Origin of the sequence: Erwinia endophytica (assembly GCF_009295515.1) — a bacterium.
Classification (GTDB): domain Bacteria; phylum Pseudomonadota; class Gammaproteobacteria; order Enterobacterales; family Enterobacteriaceae; genus Erwinia; species Erwinia endophytica.
Map to the genome: position 1 here is coordinate 224,835 of NZ_RQVV01000057.1, position 17,740 is coordinate 242,574.

Here is a 17,740-nt window from a genome sequence, read left to right on the forward strand (position 1 = left end):
TGTTTTGTTGGGCGTATCTTACTGGAAGAAAAAGGGCTTTGCACTACCAGGGGCGAATGGCGCTGGCATCCAGCATCGCCAGGATTTCCGCAGCACGGCAACCGTCAGGGAAGGTGATATCCGGCGCTATTTCCAGTAAGGGAACCAGCATAAAGGCCCGGTTACGGATGTCGTAATGTGGAACGATCAGACGCGGCGTGTTCAACGTAAGGTTGCCGAATAACATAATATCCAGATCCAGCGTACGGGGCCCCCAGCGCTGGTCTTTACGCACACGCCCCTGTTCTCGCTCGATACGTTGGGTTTGATCCAGCAAATCTTCCGGTGTCAGCTCAGTATCCAGGGCCACGGCAGCATTCAGATAGTCGGGTTGGTTGGGGGGGCCGTAAGGCGGCGTACGGTAGAAAGAAGAGGTGATAACCCGGGCAGTCTGCGGCAGGGTTGCCAGTGCATCAAGTGCCGCCTGCACCTGATGTAATGGATCGGCCAGATTACTGCCTAGCGCGAGATAAACGCGGTTCATGCATTGCTGCTGCCGTTACCGTCACGGCGCGGGCCAGCAACGCGTTTGCGAGGGCGGCGAGGGCGGCGACGTGACGCCGGATCATCACCCAGCGTGTTCAGCATGGTTTTCTGCACTGGCGGGGCCGCTACCTGGAATTCACTCCACCAGGCTGACAGGCGTAGCAGTTCCTGATTGTTTTCCACTTCAGCGCGCAGTGCCAGCAAATCATAGGCCGCCCGGAACTTAGGATGTTCCATCAGTTTCCATGCACGCTTACCATGGCGGCGTGGCAGGCGAAGTTGTAGTTGCCAGATATCACGGACTAAGGCGGTGATACGTTTCGGGATCGCCAGTGAACGGCAAGCTTCATCCAGTACGTCATTCATGGCCAGTGCGAAGGCATCGTACCAGGCAAGGCCACCTTCTTGCGCGATGCGTTGGGCATTTTCAAGCAGTGGATACCAGAACATGGCCGAGAACAGGAAAGCGGGATTAACACGCATATTATTATGAATGCGGTTATCCGTATTTTTCAGTACCTGGATTATCATCCGTTCCATATTGCTGTCGCCCCTTTCCGTAAAGTAACGGGTGATGGTGGGGAACAGGGGTTGAAACAGTTGGTATTCGCAGAGTTTCAGGTAGGTACGATGGCCATAGCCCGCCTGCAGGAGTTTCAGCGTTTCTTCAAACAGGCGGGCCGGCGGAATGTCATGCAACAAGGTGGCCAGGCGGGGGATCGGCGCTGCCGTCTCCGTCGCGATGGACATTTCCAGCTTAGCGGCGAAGCGGATCACGCGCAGCATTCGGACCGGATCTTCGCGATAACGCGTTTCCGGATCGCCAATCAGGCGAATAATGCCTTGCCGCAAATCATTCAGGCCGCCGACATAGTCACGTACGGTGAAGTCGGCCACGCTGTAATAAAGGCTGTTGATGGTCAGATCACGACGCTGGGCATCGTCTTCGATCGAACCGAAGATATTGTCGCGCAATAGCATGCCATTTTGGCCGCGCTGCGAACTGTTGCGATCTTCACTGACCTGTTCGGCTTCGTGGTGTCCGCGGAAAGTGGCAACTTCGATTATCTCTGGGCCAAACATCACATGAGCCAGGCGGAAGCGACGCCCTACCAAACGGCAGTTACGAAACAACTTACGCATTTGCTCCGGCGTGGCATTGGTGGTGACATCGAAATCTTTTGGTTTTTTCCCCAGCAATAAATCACGAACGCCACCTCCCACCAGATAGGCTTCGTAACCGGCTTTATTCAGCCGATACAGCACCTTGAGGGCATTTTCACTGATGTCTTTACGCGAAATCTGATGGCCGTCGCGCGGGATAACGGTCATCTGATGCACTTCACCGACCTCGGCTGGCGTTTTTTCTTCACGACTTAAAACTTTTCGGCAAAAATTAGCAACTCGGGTAAAAATAGGACACCTCGATAGTGACATTAAAAGCTGGGCGATAAAAAACAGCGGCTAATCATAGCTCAGTGTGGGACGTTTGAGAATGCTCATCTCTCATCCTCTCGATCTTTCAAGCGGCCAGCGTTCATTAAGGGTGCCGCTACGCTCGGGTATACCGCATCCTGACGGGGGATCGCCGCCCCCTGCCATTGTGTCACTGCGTGTTGCAACAGGGATGATAGCGACAAATCCTGCCAGTCAGCGCTGACGGGCTGCCCCAGAAACCGTAAGGCCTCCACCAGCGTCGGGCGTGGATCGCCTTTGGGTAGCGCAGGCGCATGGTTTTGCTTCGACAGTTTATTGCCGGTGCTATGGGTCGCCAGCGGCAAATGAAGATAGCCGGGAACCGGCCAGCCGAACTGGTGATAAAGGGTGATTTGTCTAACGGTCGGCTCGATCAGATCAGCCCCTCTGACCACTTCCGTCACGCCCTGATAATGATCGTCGACCACCACCGCCAGATTGTAGGCGAATAGCCCGTCGCGGCGGTGAATAATGAAATCTTCTTGCGCCAGTCGGGCGTCGGCTATTACCTCGCCACGCAGTGTGTCATGAAAGCGACTGACCGGGTTATCGACCCGCAGACGTAATGCGGCATGGGCCGGACCATGGTTGCGCTCACGGCAGTGACCATCGTAAATCCTCCCTATTTGCTGGATGCGGCTACGTGTGCAGGTGCAGTAGTAACTGTAATGGTGGTGTTGTAGCCAGGCCAGCGCCTCGCGATAGGCTTGATGGCGTTGTGATTGCCACAGCACCTCGCCATCCCAGTGCAAGCCGTACTGCTCAAGCTGTTGAAGAATACGTCTGGCGGCACCAGGCACTTCACGGGGCGGATCGATATCTTCAATACGCACTCGCCACTGACCATGTTGCGCGCGGGCCTGCAGGTAACTGCCAAGAGCCGCTATCAGCGAGCCAAAGTGTAATTCACCAGAGGGGGATGGGGCAAAACGCCCGATATAAGCAGATAGCATAGGTGTTTAGACAGGCAGTGAAGCGGGTGAGAAACCGCCTCACTGCGTTATCTACAGGCCATTAACCGGCCATTTGTTTTTCGCGGAGTTCCGCCAGCGTTTTACAGTCGATACACAGATCGGCAGTAGGACGCGCTTCAAGGCGACGAATACCGATTTCAACGCCACAGGATTCACAGTAGCCAAAATCGTCATCTTCCACTTTCTTCAGCGTCTTTTCGATCTTTTTGATCAACTTGCGCTCGCGGTCTCGGTTACGCAGTTCAAGACTAAATTCTTCTTCCTGTGCAGCCCGGTCTACCGGATCGGGGAAGTTAGCAGCTTCATCCTGCATATGGGAAACTGTACGGTCAACTTCATCGCGAAGCTGGTTACGCCAGGCCTCCAGGATCTTCTTGAAATGCTCCCGCTGGGCTTCATTCATGTACTCTTCGCCCGGCTTCTCCTGATAAGGCTCCACCCCAGCGATGGCGAGAATACTCAGGGACGAGGTTTTACGGATTTGCCCTTCTTGCATGTTGTTTCTCCTGGATAACACGCACTATCGATCCCCAAAGGGGATAAAAACAGGCCGCTATAAATAACAGAAGCGATCAAGGTTGGCAATTATTCCTGAACATCCCTTGACAAGCCTGTGAGTAAAAGCGTATTCGACGCAACGCTAAGGCCATGCTTATAACAGCAAATTGCGCCACACTTTACAACTCCATAACCAATGCCTTTTTTAATGAGAGTCCAACGGGGGATAACTGCGCTTTATAGCAAAGTACTTCAACCCCGCTCATCTGTGCCTGTACCAGTAGTTCTGCGTAATGTGCGTCAATATGGCGTGCCGGGGCTACGTCCTCAATCCCCGAGTGCAGAACGGCAAAAAACAACACCGCGCGTTCACCATTTTCAGCGATCTTTGCCAGTTCGCGAAGATGCTTCTGACCCCGCACGGTGACCGCATCCGGAAAATATCCTTTACCAAGCTGTAAAAGCGTGACGGATTTGACTTCAATATAGCAGTTGATGCGATCCTCTGCTTGTAACAGAAAATCAATGCGGCTTTTTTCCACGCCGTATTTCACTTCAGCACGCAGGGTGGAATAACCGGATAATTCTGGAATAATCTGGCGGCTCAGCGCCTCTTTGACCAGGTTGTTGGCACGTAGTGTATTCACACAAATCCAGTGCCCTTGCTGTGTTTCCGTCAGTTCCCAACTGTGCGGATATTTCCTCGTCGGGTTGTCTGATGTTGAGTACCAGACGGTATCACCGGGTGTCGCGCATCCGGTCATCGCGCCCGTATTGGCGCAGTGCAGGGTCAGTTTTTCACCCGTGGGGGTTATCACGTCGGCCAGAAAGCGTTTATAGCGCGAAATCAACGTGGCCGGTTGTAATGCGGGATTAAAATTCATGTTATTCCTGCCTGAGCTCCCAGTCCGCGACAACGCGGTATTGTGTCCGGCCTTTCGCGAAAACGGACTCGAATAAAGCAAAACGTTCAACGCGAAATTGCCAGTGAAAATTGCGCGGCGGTAAAGTGACGGTTTTCAGCGCGTTACGCAGTAATGTGACATGGGGATGAAAGGGCGGCGGACTTTGAACGCAGCCATATCGGGCCGCTTGCGCGCGTAGCATGTCCGCCAGTTGCAGTAGCCCGCGTGGCGACTGTTTCGGGCCCAGCCATACCACGCCAGAGCGTGGCCAGTGTCCGGCGTCATCCAGCGTCAGGGTGAAGTCGGGTTGCTTAATTCTTCCCGCCAGTTGCTGTAACGCGCGGGTTTTCTCGGTGCTGATGGTACCAAGAAATGCCAGTGTCAGATGGAGGTTGGCGGCAACGACCGGACGCCCCGCCTCAGCAGGAAAGGTCTCAGCCCGCCAGCGTATGACGCTTTGCCTGCACTCTTCCGGCAAGCTGATGCCAAAAAACAGCCTTTTTTGCTCACTCATGGTGCTCTCCGGTATTCCAGAAAGAGGGATGCTACAATGTTCGGCACAGTTAGACCATGACGTTATGGAGTACACGTGAGTTCATTACCGGTCAGCGCGGTGTTGCCTGAGCTACTCTCCGCCTTGCGTGAGTCGCCCCAGGTCTTGCTGGCGGCCCCCACCGGCGCGGGAAAATCGACCTGGTTGCCATTGCAAATTCTGCACCAGACGGATTTCAGTGGGCGAATTTTATTATTGGAGCCTCGCCGACTGGCTGCCCGTAATGTGGCGCAACGTCTGGCGGAACAGTTGGGTGAACAACCGGGCGAGACCGTGGGTTATCGCATGCGTTCGGAAAGTCGCTGTGGCCGCAATACCCGGCTGGAGGTGGTGACCGAAGGGATCCTGACCCGGATGTTGCAGCAGGATCCGATGCTGGAAGGCGTGTCGCTGGTTATGCTGGATGAGTTCCACGAGCGTAGCCTGCAGGCTGATCTGGCGCTCGCTTTGCTGCTGGATGTCCAGCAGGGACTGCGCCCCGACTTAAAAATTTTGCTGATGTCGGCGACGCTCGATAATTCGCGGTTACAGGCGCTGCTACCGGAGGCGCCGATGATCAGTTCAGCCGGTCGCACTTTCCCGGTTGAACGTCGCTATGCTTCTCTCCCGACTCACCTGCGTTTTGATGAAGCGGTGGCCCGTCAGGTCAGTCAGTTGCTGCGTGAAGAACGCGGATCGTTACTGGTTTTTCTTCCTGGCGTGGCGGAGATACAACGCGTACAAAATCAACTTAGCGCATTGATCGCCAACGATATTGACCTCTGTCCTTTATATGGCGCATTACCGCTGGCTGAACAGCGCAAAGCGCTGCTTCCGGCCCCGACTCACCGACGAAAAGTGGTGCTGGCGACGAATATCGCTGAAACCAGCCTGACGATTGAAGGGATCCGGCTGGTAGTGGACAGCGCACTTGAGCGCGTGGCGGTGTTTGACCCGCGTACCGGGCTGACCCGCCTGCAAACGCAGCGGGGCAGTCAGGCCTCCATGACGCAACGCGCCGGACGAGCCGGGCGTCTGGAGCCGGGATTGTGCCTGCATCTTATCGCCAAAGAGCAGGCGGAACGCGCGGCCAGTCACGCTGATGCGGAGATCCTCCACAGTGACCTCGCGTCATTATGGCTGGATGTCCTGCACTGGGGGTGCCACGACGTCAACCAGTTGACGTGGCTGGATGTGCCGCCCGCCAGTCATCTTCGTCAGGCGCAGCAGTTGCTGAGGCAACTGGGGGCGACTGATAGCGCAGACAGGTTGACCCCTAAAGGAAGAAGCATGGCGGCGTTGGGCAGTGAGCCGCGTTTTTCCGCCATGCTGGTGGAGGCTGGTGACGATGGCGATAAAGCGGCGACAGCCGCTCTGCTGGTCGCCATGCTGGAAGAGCCTGCGCGTGGTAGCGTCGATTTACGGGATGGCTTTTTTCACTGTCAACCAAACTGGCGGCTGCGGGCAAAACAGCTGCAACAGCGTCTGAAGGTAGCGGCAGGCGCGGTTGACAGCAGTCACCTTACGTCGTTGCTGGCCAGTGCTTTCCCAGACCGGATCGCTCGTCGGCGCGGTGCGGAAGGGCGCTATCAACTGGCAAATGGTATGGGAGCCGTACTGGACAGTGACGCTGCGCTGACGCGTTATGAATGGCTGATCGTTCCCGCTTTGTTGCAGGGTAGCGCTCAGCCGGATGCCCGGATCCTGCAGGCTATGCCGCTGGAGATTGATCGACTGACCCGGCAGTGTCCCTGGCTGGTTGAACAGCGTACGGAAGTCGAGTGGGATGACTCGCGTGGCACACTGCGCGCATGGCGTCGTGAGCAGATTGGCGAGCTGGTGCTGACTTCTCAGCCGTTAAACCAACCGGATGAAAATGATCTGCATCTGGCGATGTTGCGCTGGATCCGACGCAAGGGATTGTCGGTACTGAACTGGACGCCGCAGGCTGAACAATTGCGGCGGCGCATGGTCTGTGCTGCGCAATGGCTGCCGGAAGAAAGCTGGCCCGCTGCCAGCGAGGCAGATTTGCTTGCCCGGCTGGAAGAATGGTTGTTGCCTGCCATGGGGGGCGTGCGTGACGCGAAGGGCCTGAAGCACATTGACGCGGCGGGCGCTTTATTACAATTGCTCACAGGGGGCCTGCGTCGACAACTGGATAGTCTGCTGCCAACTCATTACACTGTGCCCACCGGCAGTCGGCTTCCGATTCATTATGATGAAGATAAGCCACCCGCGCTGGCTGTTCGCCTGCAGGAAATGTTTGGCGAAGCACGAAATCCCAGTGTAGCGGGTGGGCGGGTTGCTCTGGTGCTGGAACTGCTTTCTCCTGCGTTGCGTCCGTTGCAGATAACCCGCGATCTGGCCGCGTTTTGGCAGGGGGCGTATCGTGAGGTGCAGAAGGAGATGAAAGGACGTTATCCCAAACATCTCTGGCCGGATGATCCGGCGAATACGCCGCCAACACGCCGTAGCAAAAAGTTTTCTGCGCCATCCTGAATTTGATTTCGGAAGGTTCCCGTTCCGCAGCGGAACAGGTAAGAACAAAGTAGTCGGCCTGGCCGACGGTGGCCTCTGGAGAAAAGAAACACATGTCAGACGATCGCGAACCTATTGGGCGTAAAGGTAAACAGCCCAAAGCGCCACCTAAGGTGGTGGACCGAGGTCGCCACAGGGATGATGATGAATACGATGATGTTCAGGATGATGACCATAACAATGAGGAGGTAAAACCGGTGCCACGTAAAGGTAAAGGGAAAGGACGTCCGTCGCGTAAGAAGAGAGGCTGGCTGAGTCTGTTCATTAAGCTGCTGTTGATCTTTATCGTGGTGATGGCGGCATACGGCGTTTACCTCGATTCACTGATCCGCAGCCGTATTGATGGCAAAGTTTGGCAATTGCCGGCAGCAGTTTATGGCCGTATGGTCAACCTTGAGCCGGGCATGTCTTATAACAAGAAAGAGATGATCGCTTTGCTGGAAGGCACACAATATCGTCAGGTGACGCGGATGACACGTCCTGGCGAGTTTACTGTGCAGGCCAACAGCATTGAAATGCTCCGCCGGCCATTTGACTTCCCTGACGGCAAAGAAGGGCAGATTCGCGCCCGGTTGAGCTTCAGCAATAATACCCTGAGTGAAATTAAAAATCTCGACAGTGGGCGTGACTTTGGCTTCTTCCGCCTCGATCCACGATTGATAACCATGTTGCAGTCGCCAAATGGCGAGCAGCGCCTGTTCGTGCCACGATCCGGTTTCCCGGATCTGCTGGTGGATACCCTGGTGGCGACCGAAGATCGTCACTTCTATCAGCATGACGGCATCAGCTTATACTCGATTGGTCGTGCTTTTGTCGCCAATATCACCGCGGGGCGGGCGGTGCAGGGGGGCAGTACGCTGACACAGCAACTGGTGAAAAACCTGTTTCTGACCAATAAGCGTTCGCTATGGCGTAAAGCCAATGAAGCTTATATGGCGCTGATCATGGATGCTCGCTACAGCAAAGATCGTATTCTTGAGCTGTATCTGAATGAGGTTTATCTGGGGCAGGCGGGTGACGATCAGATCCGTGGCTTCCCGCTGGCCAGCCTTTACTACTTTGGTCGCCCGGTGGATGAGCTGAGTCTTGATCAGCAGGCGTTGTTGGTCGGGATGGTGAAAGGAGCGTCGCTGTATAACCCATGGCGCAATCCAAGACTGGCGCTGGAACGGCGTAATCTGGTGCTGCGCCTGTTGCAGCAGCAGAAAGTGATTGACCAGGAACTGTACGATATGCTCAGCGCCCGTCCACTTGGCGTGCAGCCGAAGGGCGGGGTGATTACGCCTCAGCCAGCGTTTATGCAGATGGTGCGTAATGAACTGCAGGCGAAGTTGGGCGACAAGGTCAAAGACTTGTCAGGGGTGAAAATTTTCACCACTCTGGATCCCGTTTCCCAGGATGCGGCGGAAAAAGCGGTTTCAGAAGGGGTTCCGGTTTTACGTAAACAACGCGGTCTGAACGATCTGGAAACGGCCATGGTGATCGTAGATCGCTTTAGTGGTGAAGTTCGGGCCATGGTGGGCGGGGCTGACCCGCAATTTGCCGGGTATAACCGTGCATTGCAGGCTCGTCGTTCCATCGGTTCGCTGGCTAAGCCGGCGACGTATCTGACCGCCCTGAGCCAGCCGGATAAATACCGTCTGAATACATGGATTGCCGATAATCCGATTGCGCTGAAACAGCCGAACGGGCAGATCTGGACACCGCAAAACGATGATCATCGCTTCAGTGGTCAGGTGATGTTGGTGGATGCGCTGGCGCATTCGATGAACGTGCCGACAGTCAATCTTGGTATGGCGTTGGGGCTGCCGCAGGTTGTGGATACCTGGCTCAAACTGGGTGCGCCGAAGGAACAGTTGCAGCCGGTACCTTCGATGCTGCTGGGCGCGCTTAATCTCACCCCTATTGAAGTGGCACAGGCATTCCAGACCATTGCCAGCGGTGGGAATCGCGCCCCGTTATCAGCGTTGCGTTCGGTCATTGCTGAAGATGGTACCGTGCTGTATCAGAGTTTTCCCCAGGCTGAGCGTGCTGTGCCGGCTCAGGCCGCTTATCTGACGCTGTATGCGATGCAACAGGTGGCCGTGGAGGGGACGGCTCATGCCCTGGGCGCGCGTTATCCGCAAGTGCATCTGGCCGCCAAAACCGGCACCACCAACAACCAGATCGACAGTTGGTTTGCTGGCGTGGATGGTAAAGAAGTGGCGATTACCTGGATTGGTCGGGATAACAACCAGTCGACCAAACTGTATGGTGCCAGTGGCGCGATGCAGATCTATCGCCGCTATCTGGATAATCAGGCGCCGATGCCGTTGCTGCTAACGCCACCGGAAGATATCGCGCCGATGAGCGTAGATTCAGCCGGTAACTTTGTCTGCGGGACGGGGAGCAGCAGCTGGCGCACGTTGCCGGTGTGGACTACTGATGCTAACGCCTTGTGTCAGCAGTTACAGCAAGTTCAGCAGCAGCAACAGCAACCCGATGAGCAAAAAGACAGTAACGGTGTGCCCGGTTGGATCAAAAATATGTTTAGTCACTAACTGACACCACAAAAAAGCCGGTTGATGAATGCGCCGGCTTTTTTTTGCCCGTGATTTCGGGGGATGTCAGATGAAACTGTAACAAAAACGCCGCCCAACGTAGCCGCATTATTTTCCTTACTAAATATCAGGTTATTCCGTTATCAACCAGGCGTAAGACCGTGGATTTTTTCTTGCCGCGGTTCTGGTCATTCGCATATTATTCAATCATTATAATAATTATTCTCGTTTTCATTATTATCTAAAAACTTTTATCCAGAGAAATGCTAAATGACTACTTTAGCTTTGCACCGCTTTTCGTTACCAGTGAATACTTCTGTTCGTCGACTGACTCTTCTTGTGGTGATGGCTGCTTCTTCCAGCGTCTTTGCCGCTGATGAAGGCACCCTTATCGTAACAGCCAGCGATACGGCCACGCCGCAGGAAAGTGCCTGGGGACCTGCGCCCACTATTGCGGCTAAACACAGCGCCACCGGGACGAAGACCGATACCCCGATAGAGAAGAATCCGCAGTCGGTCTCTGTTGTGACGCGTGAAGAGATGGAACTGCATAATGTGGATAGCGTGAAAAGCGCGTTCAATTATACGCCTGGCGTTTTCTCCGGTAACCGTGGCAGCTCCGGGGTTATTGATGCGCTTTCCATCCGTGGTTTTAGTGAAACCAATACCAACCAGTATCTTGATGGTTTGAAATTACAGGGAGATAACTACTCTGAATTTGCCATCGACCCTTATTTCCTTGAGCGGGCAGAACTGATCCGTGGGCCGGTATCGGTGCTGTATGGCAAAAGCAATCCGGGCGGCGTGGTTTCGCTGGTGAGTAAGCGCCCCACCACGGAAACGTTGCGTGAGGTGCAATTCCAGATGGGAACGGACAACCTGTTCTCCACCGGTTTTGACTTTAGCGGTGCGCTGGATGATGCCGGCGTTTATTCGTATCGTCTGACGGGGCTGGCCCGCAGTCAGGACGCGCAACAGGATATGCAAAAGGAAAAACGTTACACCATCGCGCCTTCATTTAGCTGGCAGCCCGATGCGCATACCAACTTCACCTTATTGACTTATTTCCAGAACGAGCCGGAAACCGGCTATTACGGCTGGTTGCCACGGCAGGGAACCGTGGTGCCGATCATTGATGCGAATGGCCAACAACACAAACTGCCGACTGACTTCGATGAAGGTGAAGCCAGCAACAAGATTTCCCGTAATACTAAAATGGTCGGCTACACGTTCTCGCACGATTTTAATGATACCTGGACGGTGCGCCAGAACCTGCGTTATGCCGATCTGCGTACCGATTATCGCAGCATCTATGGCAGTACATTTGATGATGTCAATAATTCGATAATCCGTGGCGTGGCGTTGTCGGATGAAAAGCTTACTCAGTTCGCGGTGGATAATCAGCTTCAGGCTAAATTTACGACTGGCGCGGTGGACCACACCTTGTTGTTGGGGGGAGATTATCAACGTACCCGTAACGATATCGATAGTAATTTTGGCACTGCGTCACCATTAAACGCGCTTAATCCACAGTATGGCGATGACAGCTATACCCTGAATTATCCGTATAACTATCTGAATAAACAGGAACAAACTGGGCTGTATACCCAGGATCAACTGGAATGGGACCGTTGGGTGATGACCCTTGGCGCCCGCTATGATTATGCGATGACATCAGCCCTTCAGCGTGGGGCTGACAGCTTGACGAAAAACCATGATCAGGCGTTTACCTGGCGTGGGGGGCTCAATTATGTCTTCGATAATGGCGTGGCGCCTTACTTCAGTTACAGCGAATCCTTTATCCCGACCTCAGGAACCACGAAAGAGGGTAAGCCTTTCGACCCTTCCCGTGCTAAGCAGTATGAAGCGGGGGTGAAGTATGTACCGAAAGACCGGCCCATCGTGATTACCGGGGCGGTTTATCAGTTGACCAAAACCAAAAATCTCACCGCTGATCCTGACGATTTGTTATACAGCATTCAGAGTGGTGAAATTCGCTCACGTGGGGTGGAGCTGGAAGCGAAAGCGGCGGTCACCGCTAACATCAACGTGACCGCGGCGTATACTTACACCGATGCGGAATATACTCACGATACCCAGCTTGAAGGCAGGACGCCGGTACAGGTGCCTAAAAACATGGCGTCGTTGTGGGCGGATTACACCTTCCACGAATCCGCGTTGTCCGGTCTGACCGTGGGCGCGGGGGTGCGCTATGTCGGCGACAGCAAAGGACTGTACAGTAGTTATGACAAGGCCAATGTTAACCAGAACTTTGATGTGGCGGGCTATACCACTGTTGATGCACTGGTTAGATATGATCTGGGCCGTTTGGGCCTGCCTGGCTCGTCAGTGGGGGTGAATGTCACCAACCTCTTCAATCGTGACTACGTCGCCAGTTGCTACCGTGAGTATGCTTGCTATTGGGGCGCTGAGCGTCAGGTGGTGGGTACGGCTACCTTCCGTTTTTAATTGTTAAACCGGGCGCGGTTCGCCGTGCCCGCTAATCAGAAGACCGCGATGCATCTTCCTCACACCACCGCAAGCACCTTCTCGCTTGAACAGGCGGGTTTTACTGTTCCCGGCAGAACCCTGCTGCAACCGTTGTCACTGATTTTCCCGGCGGCTAAAGTCTGTGGATTGATTGGCCATAATGGCTCCGGTAAATCCACTCTACTGAAGATGCTGGGCAGGCACCATGCCGCAAGCTGTGGTCAGGTATTGTTGAATGGCACTCCCGTTGCGACGTGGTCGGGTAAACACTTTGCCCGTGAGGTGGCTTACCTGCCACAGCAATTGCCGCCAGCGGAAGGGATGACGGTACGCGAACTGGTATCGATGGGGCGTTATCCCTGGCATGGAGCGCTGGGACGCTTTGGCGCGAAAGACCGTCAGCGTGTTGAAGAAGCCATAACTCTCGTTGGTTTAACGTCGTTTGCCGGGCGCCTGGTGGACAGCCTCTCCGGCGGAGAGCGCCAGCGGGCGTGGATCGCCATGCTGGTGACGCAAAACAGCCGTTGCCTGCTGCTTGATGAGCCGACTTCCGCACTGGATATCGCCCATCAGGTCGAGGTACTGGCGCTGATCCAGCGTCTCAGCCGTGAACGCGGCCTGACGGTGATTGCGGTCTTACATGATATCAATATGGCGGCCCGTTACTGCGACCATCTGGTGGCGTTGCGTCATGGCGAGCTGATTGCTCAGGGCGATGCAGGAGAGATTATGCAACCTGAGGTGCTGAACCGTATCTATGGTATTCCCATGGGGATTTTGCCTCACCCTGACGGCGGCATGCCGGTGAGTTTTGTTTATTGACGGATGGGGTTTGTCATGCCGGATTATCTCCGCCGCCGCCTGTTAATGGCGCTGGCTGTTTCTCCACTGTTGCCTGTACTGCGTGCACAGGCGTCCCCGTCAGTCGATCTTTCGCGCATCATCGCGCTGGAATGGTTGCCAACCGAGCTGATGATGGCGCTGGGGGTGATGCCAATGGGCGTTGCTGAGATCTATCAATATAAACGTTGGGTGGGGGAACCCTCATTGCCGGCTACCACGGTGGATGTGGGGTTACGCACTGAACCTAATCTGGAACTGATTAGCCAGATGAAGCCCTCGCTGCTGCTCTATTCTTCCGGCTATGGCCCGGCGCAAGAGAAGCTCGCGCGCATTGCGCCGGGTATGGGATTCGCCTTCAGCGATGCCAGCGGCAAGCCACTGACCATGGCGCGTCATTCTCTGATACAACTGGCGAAGCGGCTTGACCGGCTGCCACAGGCACAGCAGCACCTGGCCGATTTTGACGCTTTTATCGCTGCTGCCAGGGGACGGATCGCGCAGCGCGTGAAACGGCCGCTGTTGCTGATGTCGATCCTCGATCCGCGTCATGTGCTGGTGTTTGGCAAAGGCAGCCTGTTCCTTGAGGTGATGGATGCGCTGGGGATTGCTAACGCCTGGCAGGGAGAAACCAACTTCTGGGGCAGTGCGGTCATGGGGATTGAGCGTCTGGCCGCGATGCAGGATGTGGATGCCATCTGTTTTGAGCACGGCAATGAGACGCTGGTACAGCAGGTGGCTTCCACGCCGCTTTGGCGTGCGATGCCTTTTGTGCGACAGCAGCGTTTCCGGCGTGTGCCGCCAGTGTGGTTCTATGGTGGGACGCTATCGGCGATGCGCTTCTGCCGTGAGCTGGATAATGTGCTGGGGGCGGTATGAGGAGCGCATATGGTTTTCCTGTCGTGCTGCTGGCGCTGTCGTTACTGTTGGCGTCTGGCTTGACATTTTATAATTTCAGCCAGCAGTTGCCGCCCGCGCAATGGTTCAGTGCTCTCCGTACCGCTAATCCAGACAATATCGCCCAGATGGTGTTCCATTACAGTTTGATGCCTCGTCTGGTGTTATCACTGCTGATCGGCGCCGGACTGGGGATGGTGGGGGTGTTGTTCCAGCAGGCGCTACGTAATCCGCTGGCGGAACCGTCCACGTTGGGGGTGGCTAGCGGGGCGCAGCTTGGGCTGACGATTGCCACCTTATGGGGATTGCCGGGCGGGCTGTTGACGCAGCAACTGGCAGCGATGGGGGGCGCGATCATTGTTGGACTGGCCGTATTTGGCATCGCCTGGGGAAAGCGACTTTCTCCGGTCACGCTGATCCTCGCCGGACTGGTGATGGCATTGTATTGTGGCGCGGTTAATCAGCTCATCGGGCTGTTTAACCATGAGAGTCTGCAGAATATCTTTTTGTGGAGCACCGGCTCGTTGAACCAGATGGACTGGAGTCATGTCAGTTTTATCTGGCCGAAACTGCTGACCGGTCTGTTGCTTTCGCTGATGCTGCTGCGGCCGATGACGCTGATGGGGCTGGATGATGGTGTGGCGAAAAACCTGGGACTGGCGCTGGCGCTGGCTCGTCTGGCGGTGCTGATCCTTGCGATTGTACTCAGTGCGCAGTTGGTGAATGCTGCCGGGATCATCGGATTTATCGGTCTGTTTGCGCCGTTGCTGGCGAAAATGCTTGGTGCGCGTCGGTTGCTGAGTCGACTGCTATTGGCGCCGTTGATTGGCATGTTGCTGCTGTGGCTGGCCGATCAAAGCGTAATCTGGCTGGCTGCCCACTGGCGGGAGGTTCCGACCGGGACGGCGACGGCGATCATGGGGTCGCCCCTGTTGCTGTGGCTGTTGCCGCGACTGAAAACCGCTGCGGCGATGCCGGCGATGAATCAGGGCGATAACATCCCGGTTGAGCGCCAGCATTTGTTGATATGGGGCGGGTTGGGGAGCGTGATATTACTGATCCTCGCCATGATCGCGTTGAGTTTGGGGCGTGATGCGCATGGCTGGCAGTGGGCGAGCGGCGAACTTTGGCGACAATTATTGCCGTGGCGTATGCCCCGGCTGGCGGCGGCAGTGGGATGTGGGCTAATGCTGGGGACGGCGGGGTGTATTGTTCAGCGCCTGACCGGCAACCCAATGGCCAGCCCGGAAGTCCTGGGGATCAGCTCTGGTGCGGCTGTTGGCGTGGTAGTGATGTTGTTCCTTGTACCGGGCGATGCCTTCGGCTGGTTGTTGCCCGCAGGCAGCCTGGGGGCGGCGGTAACCCTGCTGATTATCACCTTTGTTGCCGGGCGCAGCGGTTTTTCTCCGGAGCGTATGCTGTTGGCAGGGGTAGCGCTGAGCACTGCTTTTGCTACGTTGCTGCTGTTACTGCTGGCCAGTGGCGATCCGCGCATGGCGACCCTGATGACATGGCTCGCGGGTTCGACTTACCCCGTGGATGCCGCGCAGGCCTGGCGTACCGTGATCGTCGCCGTGGTGCTGTTGGCATTGACACCCTGCTGTCGTCGCTGGCTGGCCCTGTTACCATTAGGGGGGGAGACAGCGCGTTCGCTTGGATTGTCGCTGACGTTTTCCCGCCTGGCGCTGTTGTTGTTGGCGTCCGCGCTCACCGCGGCTGCGACTCTGACTATTGGGCCGCTGAGTTTCATTGGGCTGATGGCGCCGCATATCGCCAGAATGCTGGGTTTCCGGCGCGCACTCCCGCAATGGGTGATGGCGGCATTATTGGGCGGCGGTTTGATGGCGATAGCCGACTGGTGTGGTCGGATGGTGGCGTTTCCGCAACAGATTCCGACTGGGTTGCTGGCGAGCTTTATTGGCGCGCCGTACTTTGTGTATTTACTGCGTAAGGGATAAGTGGCAGGCGATACCGCCATAGTAAAAGGTATAAAACATCTCCTGATCCTGCTGCTGTCTGGCTCGCGCCAGACAGGTCATGGATGGAGGATGCGTTTATCGCGCTCAATGTCCGCCGAATCGCATTTTATGGGCCTGACTCGGTTATCCCGCCAACGTAGCAAAGCAGCGACGTGCCGCATCGATGGTACGCTGGATATCTTGCTGACTGTGCGCCAGCGACATAAAGCCCGCTTCAAACGCCGAAGGGGCCAGATAAACGCCAGCGTCCAGCATCAGATGGAAGAACCGCTTAAAGCGTTCAGTGTCACAGTGCGTCACATCCTTGTAGCAGGTCACGGTTGGCGCATCGGTAAAGAACAGGCCGAACATGCCACCAACGTGGTTCACTACCAGAGGAATACCTTCTTCTTGCGCGGCGGCCAACAGGCCATCAGCTAACTGAGTGGTCAGTTCGGTCAGCGTGGTATGGGTGCCCGGTTTGGCGATTTCGCTCAGGCAGGCAAATCCGGCGGCCATGGCAACCGGGTTGCCCGACAGCGTACCCGCCTGATAGACCGGACCGGTTGGCGCCAGGGCTGCCATGATTTCCCGACGGCCGCCAAACGCGCCAACCGGCATTCCGCCGCCGATGATTTTGCCCAGACAGGTCAAGTCCGGCACGACGTGATAGTAATCCTGCGCGCCCGCCAATGCGACGCGGAAACCAGTCATGACTTCATCGATTATCAACAACGCCCCAAACTCATCGCACAATGCCCGCAAACCTGGTAGGAAATTGGGTTGCGGAGGGATGCAGTTCATATTGCCCGCCACCGGTTCAACGATGATACAGGCAATGTCATGTGGATACTGCTCAAAGGCCGCGCGCACTGAATCCAGATCGTTATAGGTGCAGGTCAGGGTATGCTGCGCAAAATCGGCCGGTACCCCCGGAGAGTTGGGCTGACCGAGGGTGAGGGCGCCAGAACCGGCTTTTACCAGCAGGCAGTCAGCATGACCATGGTAACAACCTTCGAATTTGATGATTTTGTCACGATGCGTAAAGCCGCGCGCCAGTCGGATAGCGCTCATGGTAGCTTCGGTACCGGAGTTAACCATGCGCACCATATCCATAGTTGGCACCAGTTCGGTCACCAACTGGGCCATTTTCACTTCAATCTCGGTTGGCGCACCGAAACTCAAACCGCGTTCTGCTGCTTCAATCACCGCATTGCGGATGGCCGGGTGATTATGGCCCAGTACCATCGGTCCCCAGGAACCGACGTAATCGATATACGCTTTGCCGTCGGCGTCATACAAATAAGCGCCGTCGGCGCGTTCGATAAAGAGCGGTACCCCGCCAACGCCGGTAAAGGCGCGCACCGGCGAATTTACGCCACCGGGAATTAGTTGTTGTGCCTGAGCATACAGGTTTTCAGACTTACTCATGGTTCCGCTCCTGGGGATGCATTAAGAAAACTCCGCCATTCTAAGGGAACATTCATTCGGGTTAAAAGGCCCGTGGCGCTTTTGACACGAAAGGAGAACATTTTCCTGCGAGACATCTGTGTTCAACCGGGTAAAA

13 protein-coding genes are annotated in these 17,740 nt (G+C 55.7%); 6 read left to right on the forward strand and 7 right to left on the reverse strand.

Annotation, left to right across the window (positions count from 1 at the left end):
- Window positions 1–43 precede the first annotated feature (43 nt).
- The 6 genes from folK to thpR form a co-directional block, all read right to left on the reverse strand.
- A complete protein-coding gene (folK, locus tag EH228_RS18420) occupies window positions 44–523 on the reverse strand; it encodes a 2-amino-4-hydroxy-6-hydroxymethyldihydropteridine diphosphokinase (protein WP_152323073.1) in 480 nt (159 codons plus the stop codon).
- Window positions 520–1,941 (reverse strand): polynucleotide adenylyltransferase PcnB, encoded by a 1,422-nt coding sequence (gene pcnB / locus EH228_RS18425; protein WP_204902673.1) that lies wholly within the window; start codon window positions 1,939–1,941, stop codon window positions 520–522. Before pcnB ends, folK begins: the two co-directional genes overlap by 4 nt.
- An 83-nt stretch (window positions 1,942–2,024) precedes the next feature.
- Window positions 2,025–2,954: a tRNA glutamyl-Q(34) synthetase GluQRS gene (gene gluQRS / locus EH228_RS18430; RefSeq protein ID WP_152323075.1), complete on the reverse strand. Its 930-nt coding sequence runs from the start codon at window positions 2,952–2,954 to the stop codon at window positions 2,025–2,027.
- 61 nt (window positions 2,955–3,015) lie between these two features.
- Window positions 3,016–3,471 carry an RNA polymerase-binding protein DksA gene (dksA, locus tag EH228_RS18435; protein ID WP_152323076.1) on the reverse strand — a complete coding sequence of 152 codons (456 nt, stop codon included), beginning with the start codon at window positions 3,469–3,471 and terminating at the stop codon, window positions 3,016–3,018.
- Window positions 3,472–3,652: 181 nt separating this feature from the next.
- Window positions 3,653–4,357, reverse strand: coding sequence for a DNA/RNA nuclease SfsA (sfsA, locus tag EH228_RS18440; RefSeq protein WP_152323077.1), 705 nt, complete (start codon window positions 4,355–4,357; stop codon window positions 3,653–3,655).
- Window position 4,358: 1 nt separating this feature from the next.
- Window positions 4,359–4,892 carry an RNA 2',3'-cyclic phosphodiesterase gene (gene thpR / locus EH228_RS18445; RefSeq protein WP_152323078.1) on the reverse strand — a complete coding sequence of 178 codons (534 nt, stop codon included), beginning with the start codon at window positions 4,890–4,892 and terminating at the stop codon, window positions 4,359–4,361.
- Between the two features lie 75 nt (window positions 4,893–4,967).
- Here thpR and hrpB point away from each other — a divergent pair, with 75 nt between their 5' ends.
- From hrpB to fhuB, 6 genes are all read left to right on the forward strand, one after another.
- On the forward strand, window positions 4,968–7,409 hold the full coding sequence (gene hrpB / locus EH228_RS18450) for an ATP-dependent helicase HrpB (protein ID WP_152323079.1): 2,442 nt from the start codon (window positions 4,968–4,970) through the stop codon (window positions 7,407–7,409).
- A gap of 92 nt (window positions 7,410–7,501) precedes the next feature.
- Complete coding sequence (gene mrcB, locus EH228_RS18455; protein ID WP_152323080.1) at window positions 7,502–9,988, forward strand: bifunctional glycosyl transferase/transpeptidase; 2,487 nt, start codon at window positions 7,502–7,504, stop codon at window positions 9,986–9,988.
- Window positions 9,989–10,258: 270 nt separating this feature from the next.
- Window positions 10,259–12,457 (forward strand): ferrichrome porin FhuA, encoded by a 2,199-nt coding sequence (gene fhuA, locus EH228_RS18460; RefSeq protein ID WP_152323081.1) that lies wholly within the window; start codon window positions 10,259–10,261, stop codon window positions 12,455–12,457.
- Window positions 12,458–12,505: 48 nt separating this feature from the next.
- Window positions 12,506–13,300 (forward strand): Fe3+-hydroxamate ABC transporter ATP-binding protein FhuC, encoded by a 795-nt coding sequence (gene fhuC / locus EH228_RS18465; protein WP_152323082.1) that lies wholly within the window; start codon window positions 12,506–12,508, stop codon window positions 13,298–13,300.
- A gap of 15 nt (window positions 13,301–13,315) precedes the next feature.
- Complete coding sequence (fhuD, locus tag EH228_RS18470; RefSeq protein WP_152323083.1) at window positions 13,316–14,197, forward strand: Fe(3+)-hydroxamate ABC transporter substrate-binding protein FhuD; 882 nt, start codon at window positions 13,316–13,318, stop codon at window positions 14,195–14,197.
- On the forward strand, window positions 14,194–16,173 hold the full coding sequence (gene fhuB / locus EH228_RS18475) for a Fe(3+)-hydroxamate ABC transporter permease FhuB (protein ID WP_152323084.1): 1,980 nt from the start codon (window positions 14,194–14,196) through the stop codon (window positions 16,171–16,173). Before fhuD ends, fhuB begins: the two co-directional genes overlap by 4 nt.
- 144 nt (window positions 16,174–16,317) lie before the next feature.
- On the opposite strand, the gene hemL is transcribed toward fhuB, so the two are convergent.
- Window positions 16,318–17,604: a glutamate-1-semialdehyde 2,1-aminomutase gene (gene hemL / locus EH228_RS18480; protein WP_152323085.1), complete on the reverse strand. Its 1,287-nt coding sequence runs from the start codon at window positions 17,602–17,604 to the stop codon at window positions 16,318–16,320.
- Between the last annotated feature and the right edge of the window lie 136 nt (window positions 17,605–17,740).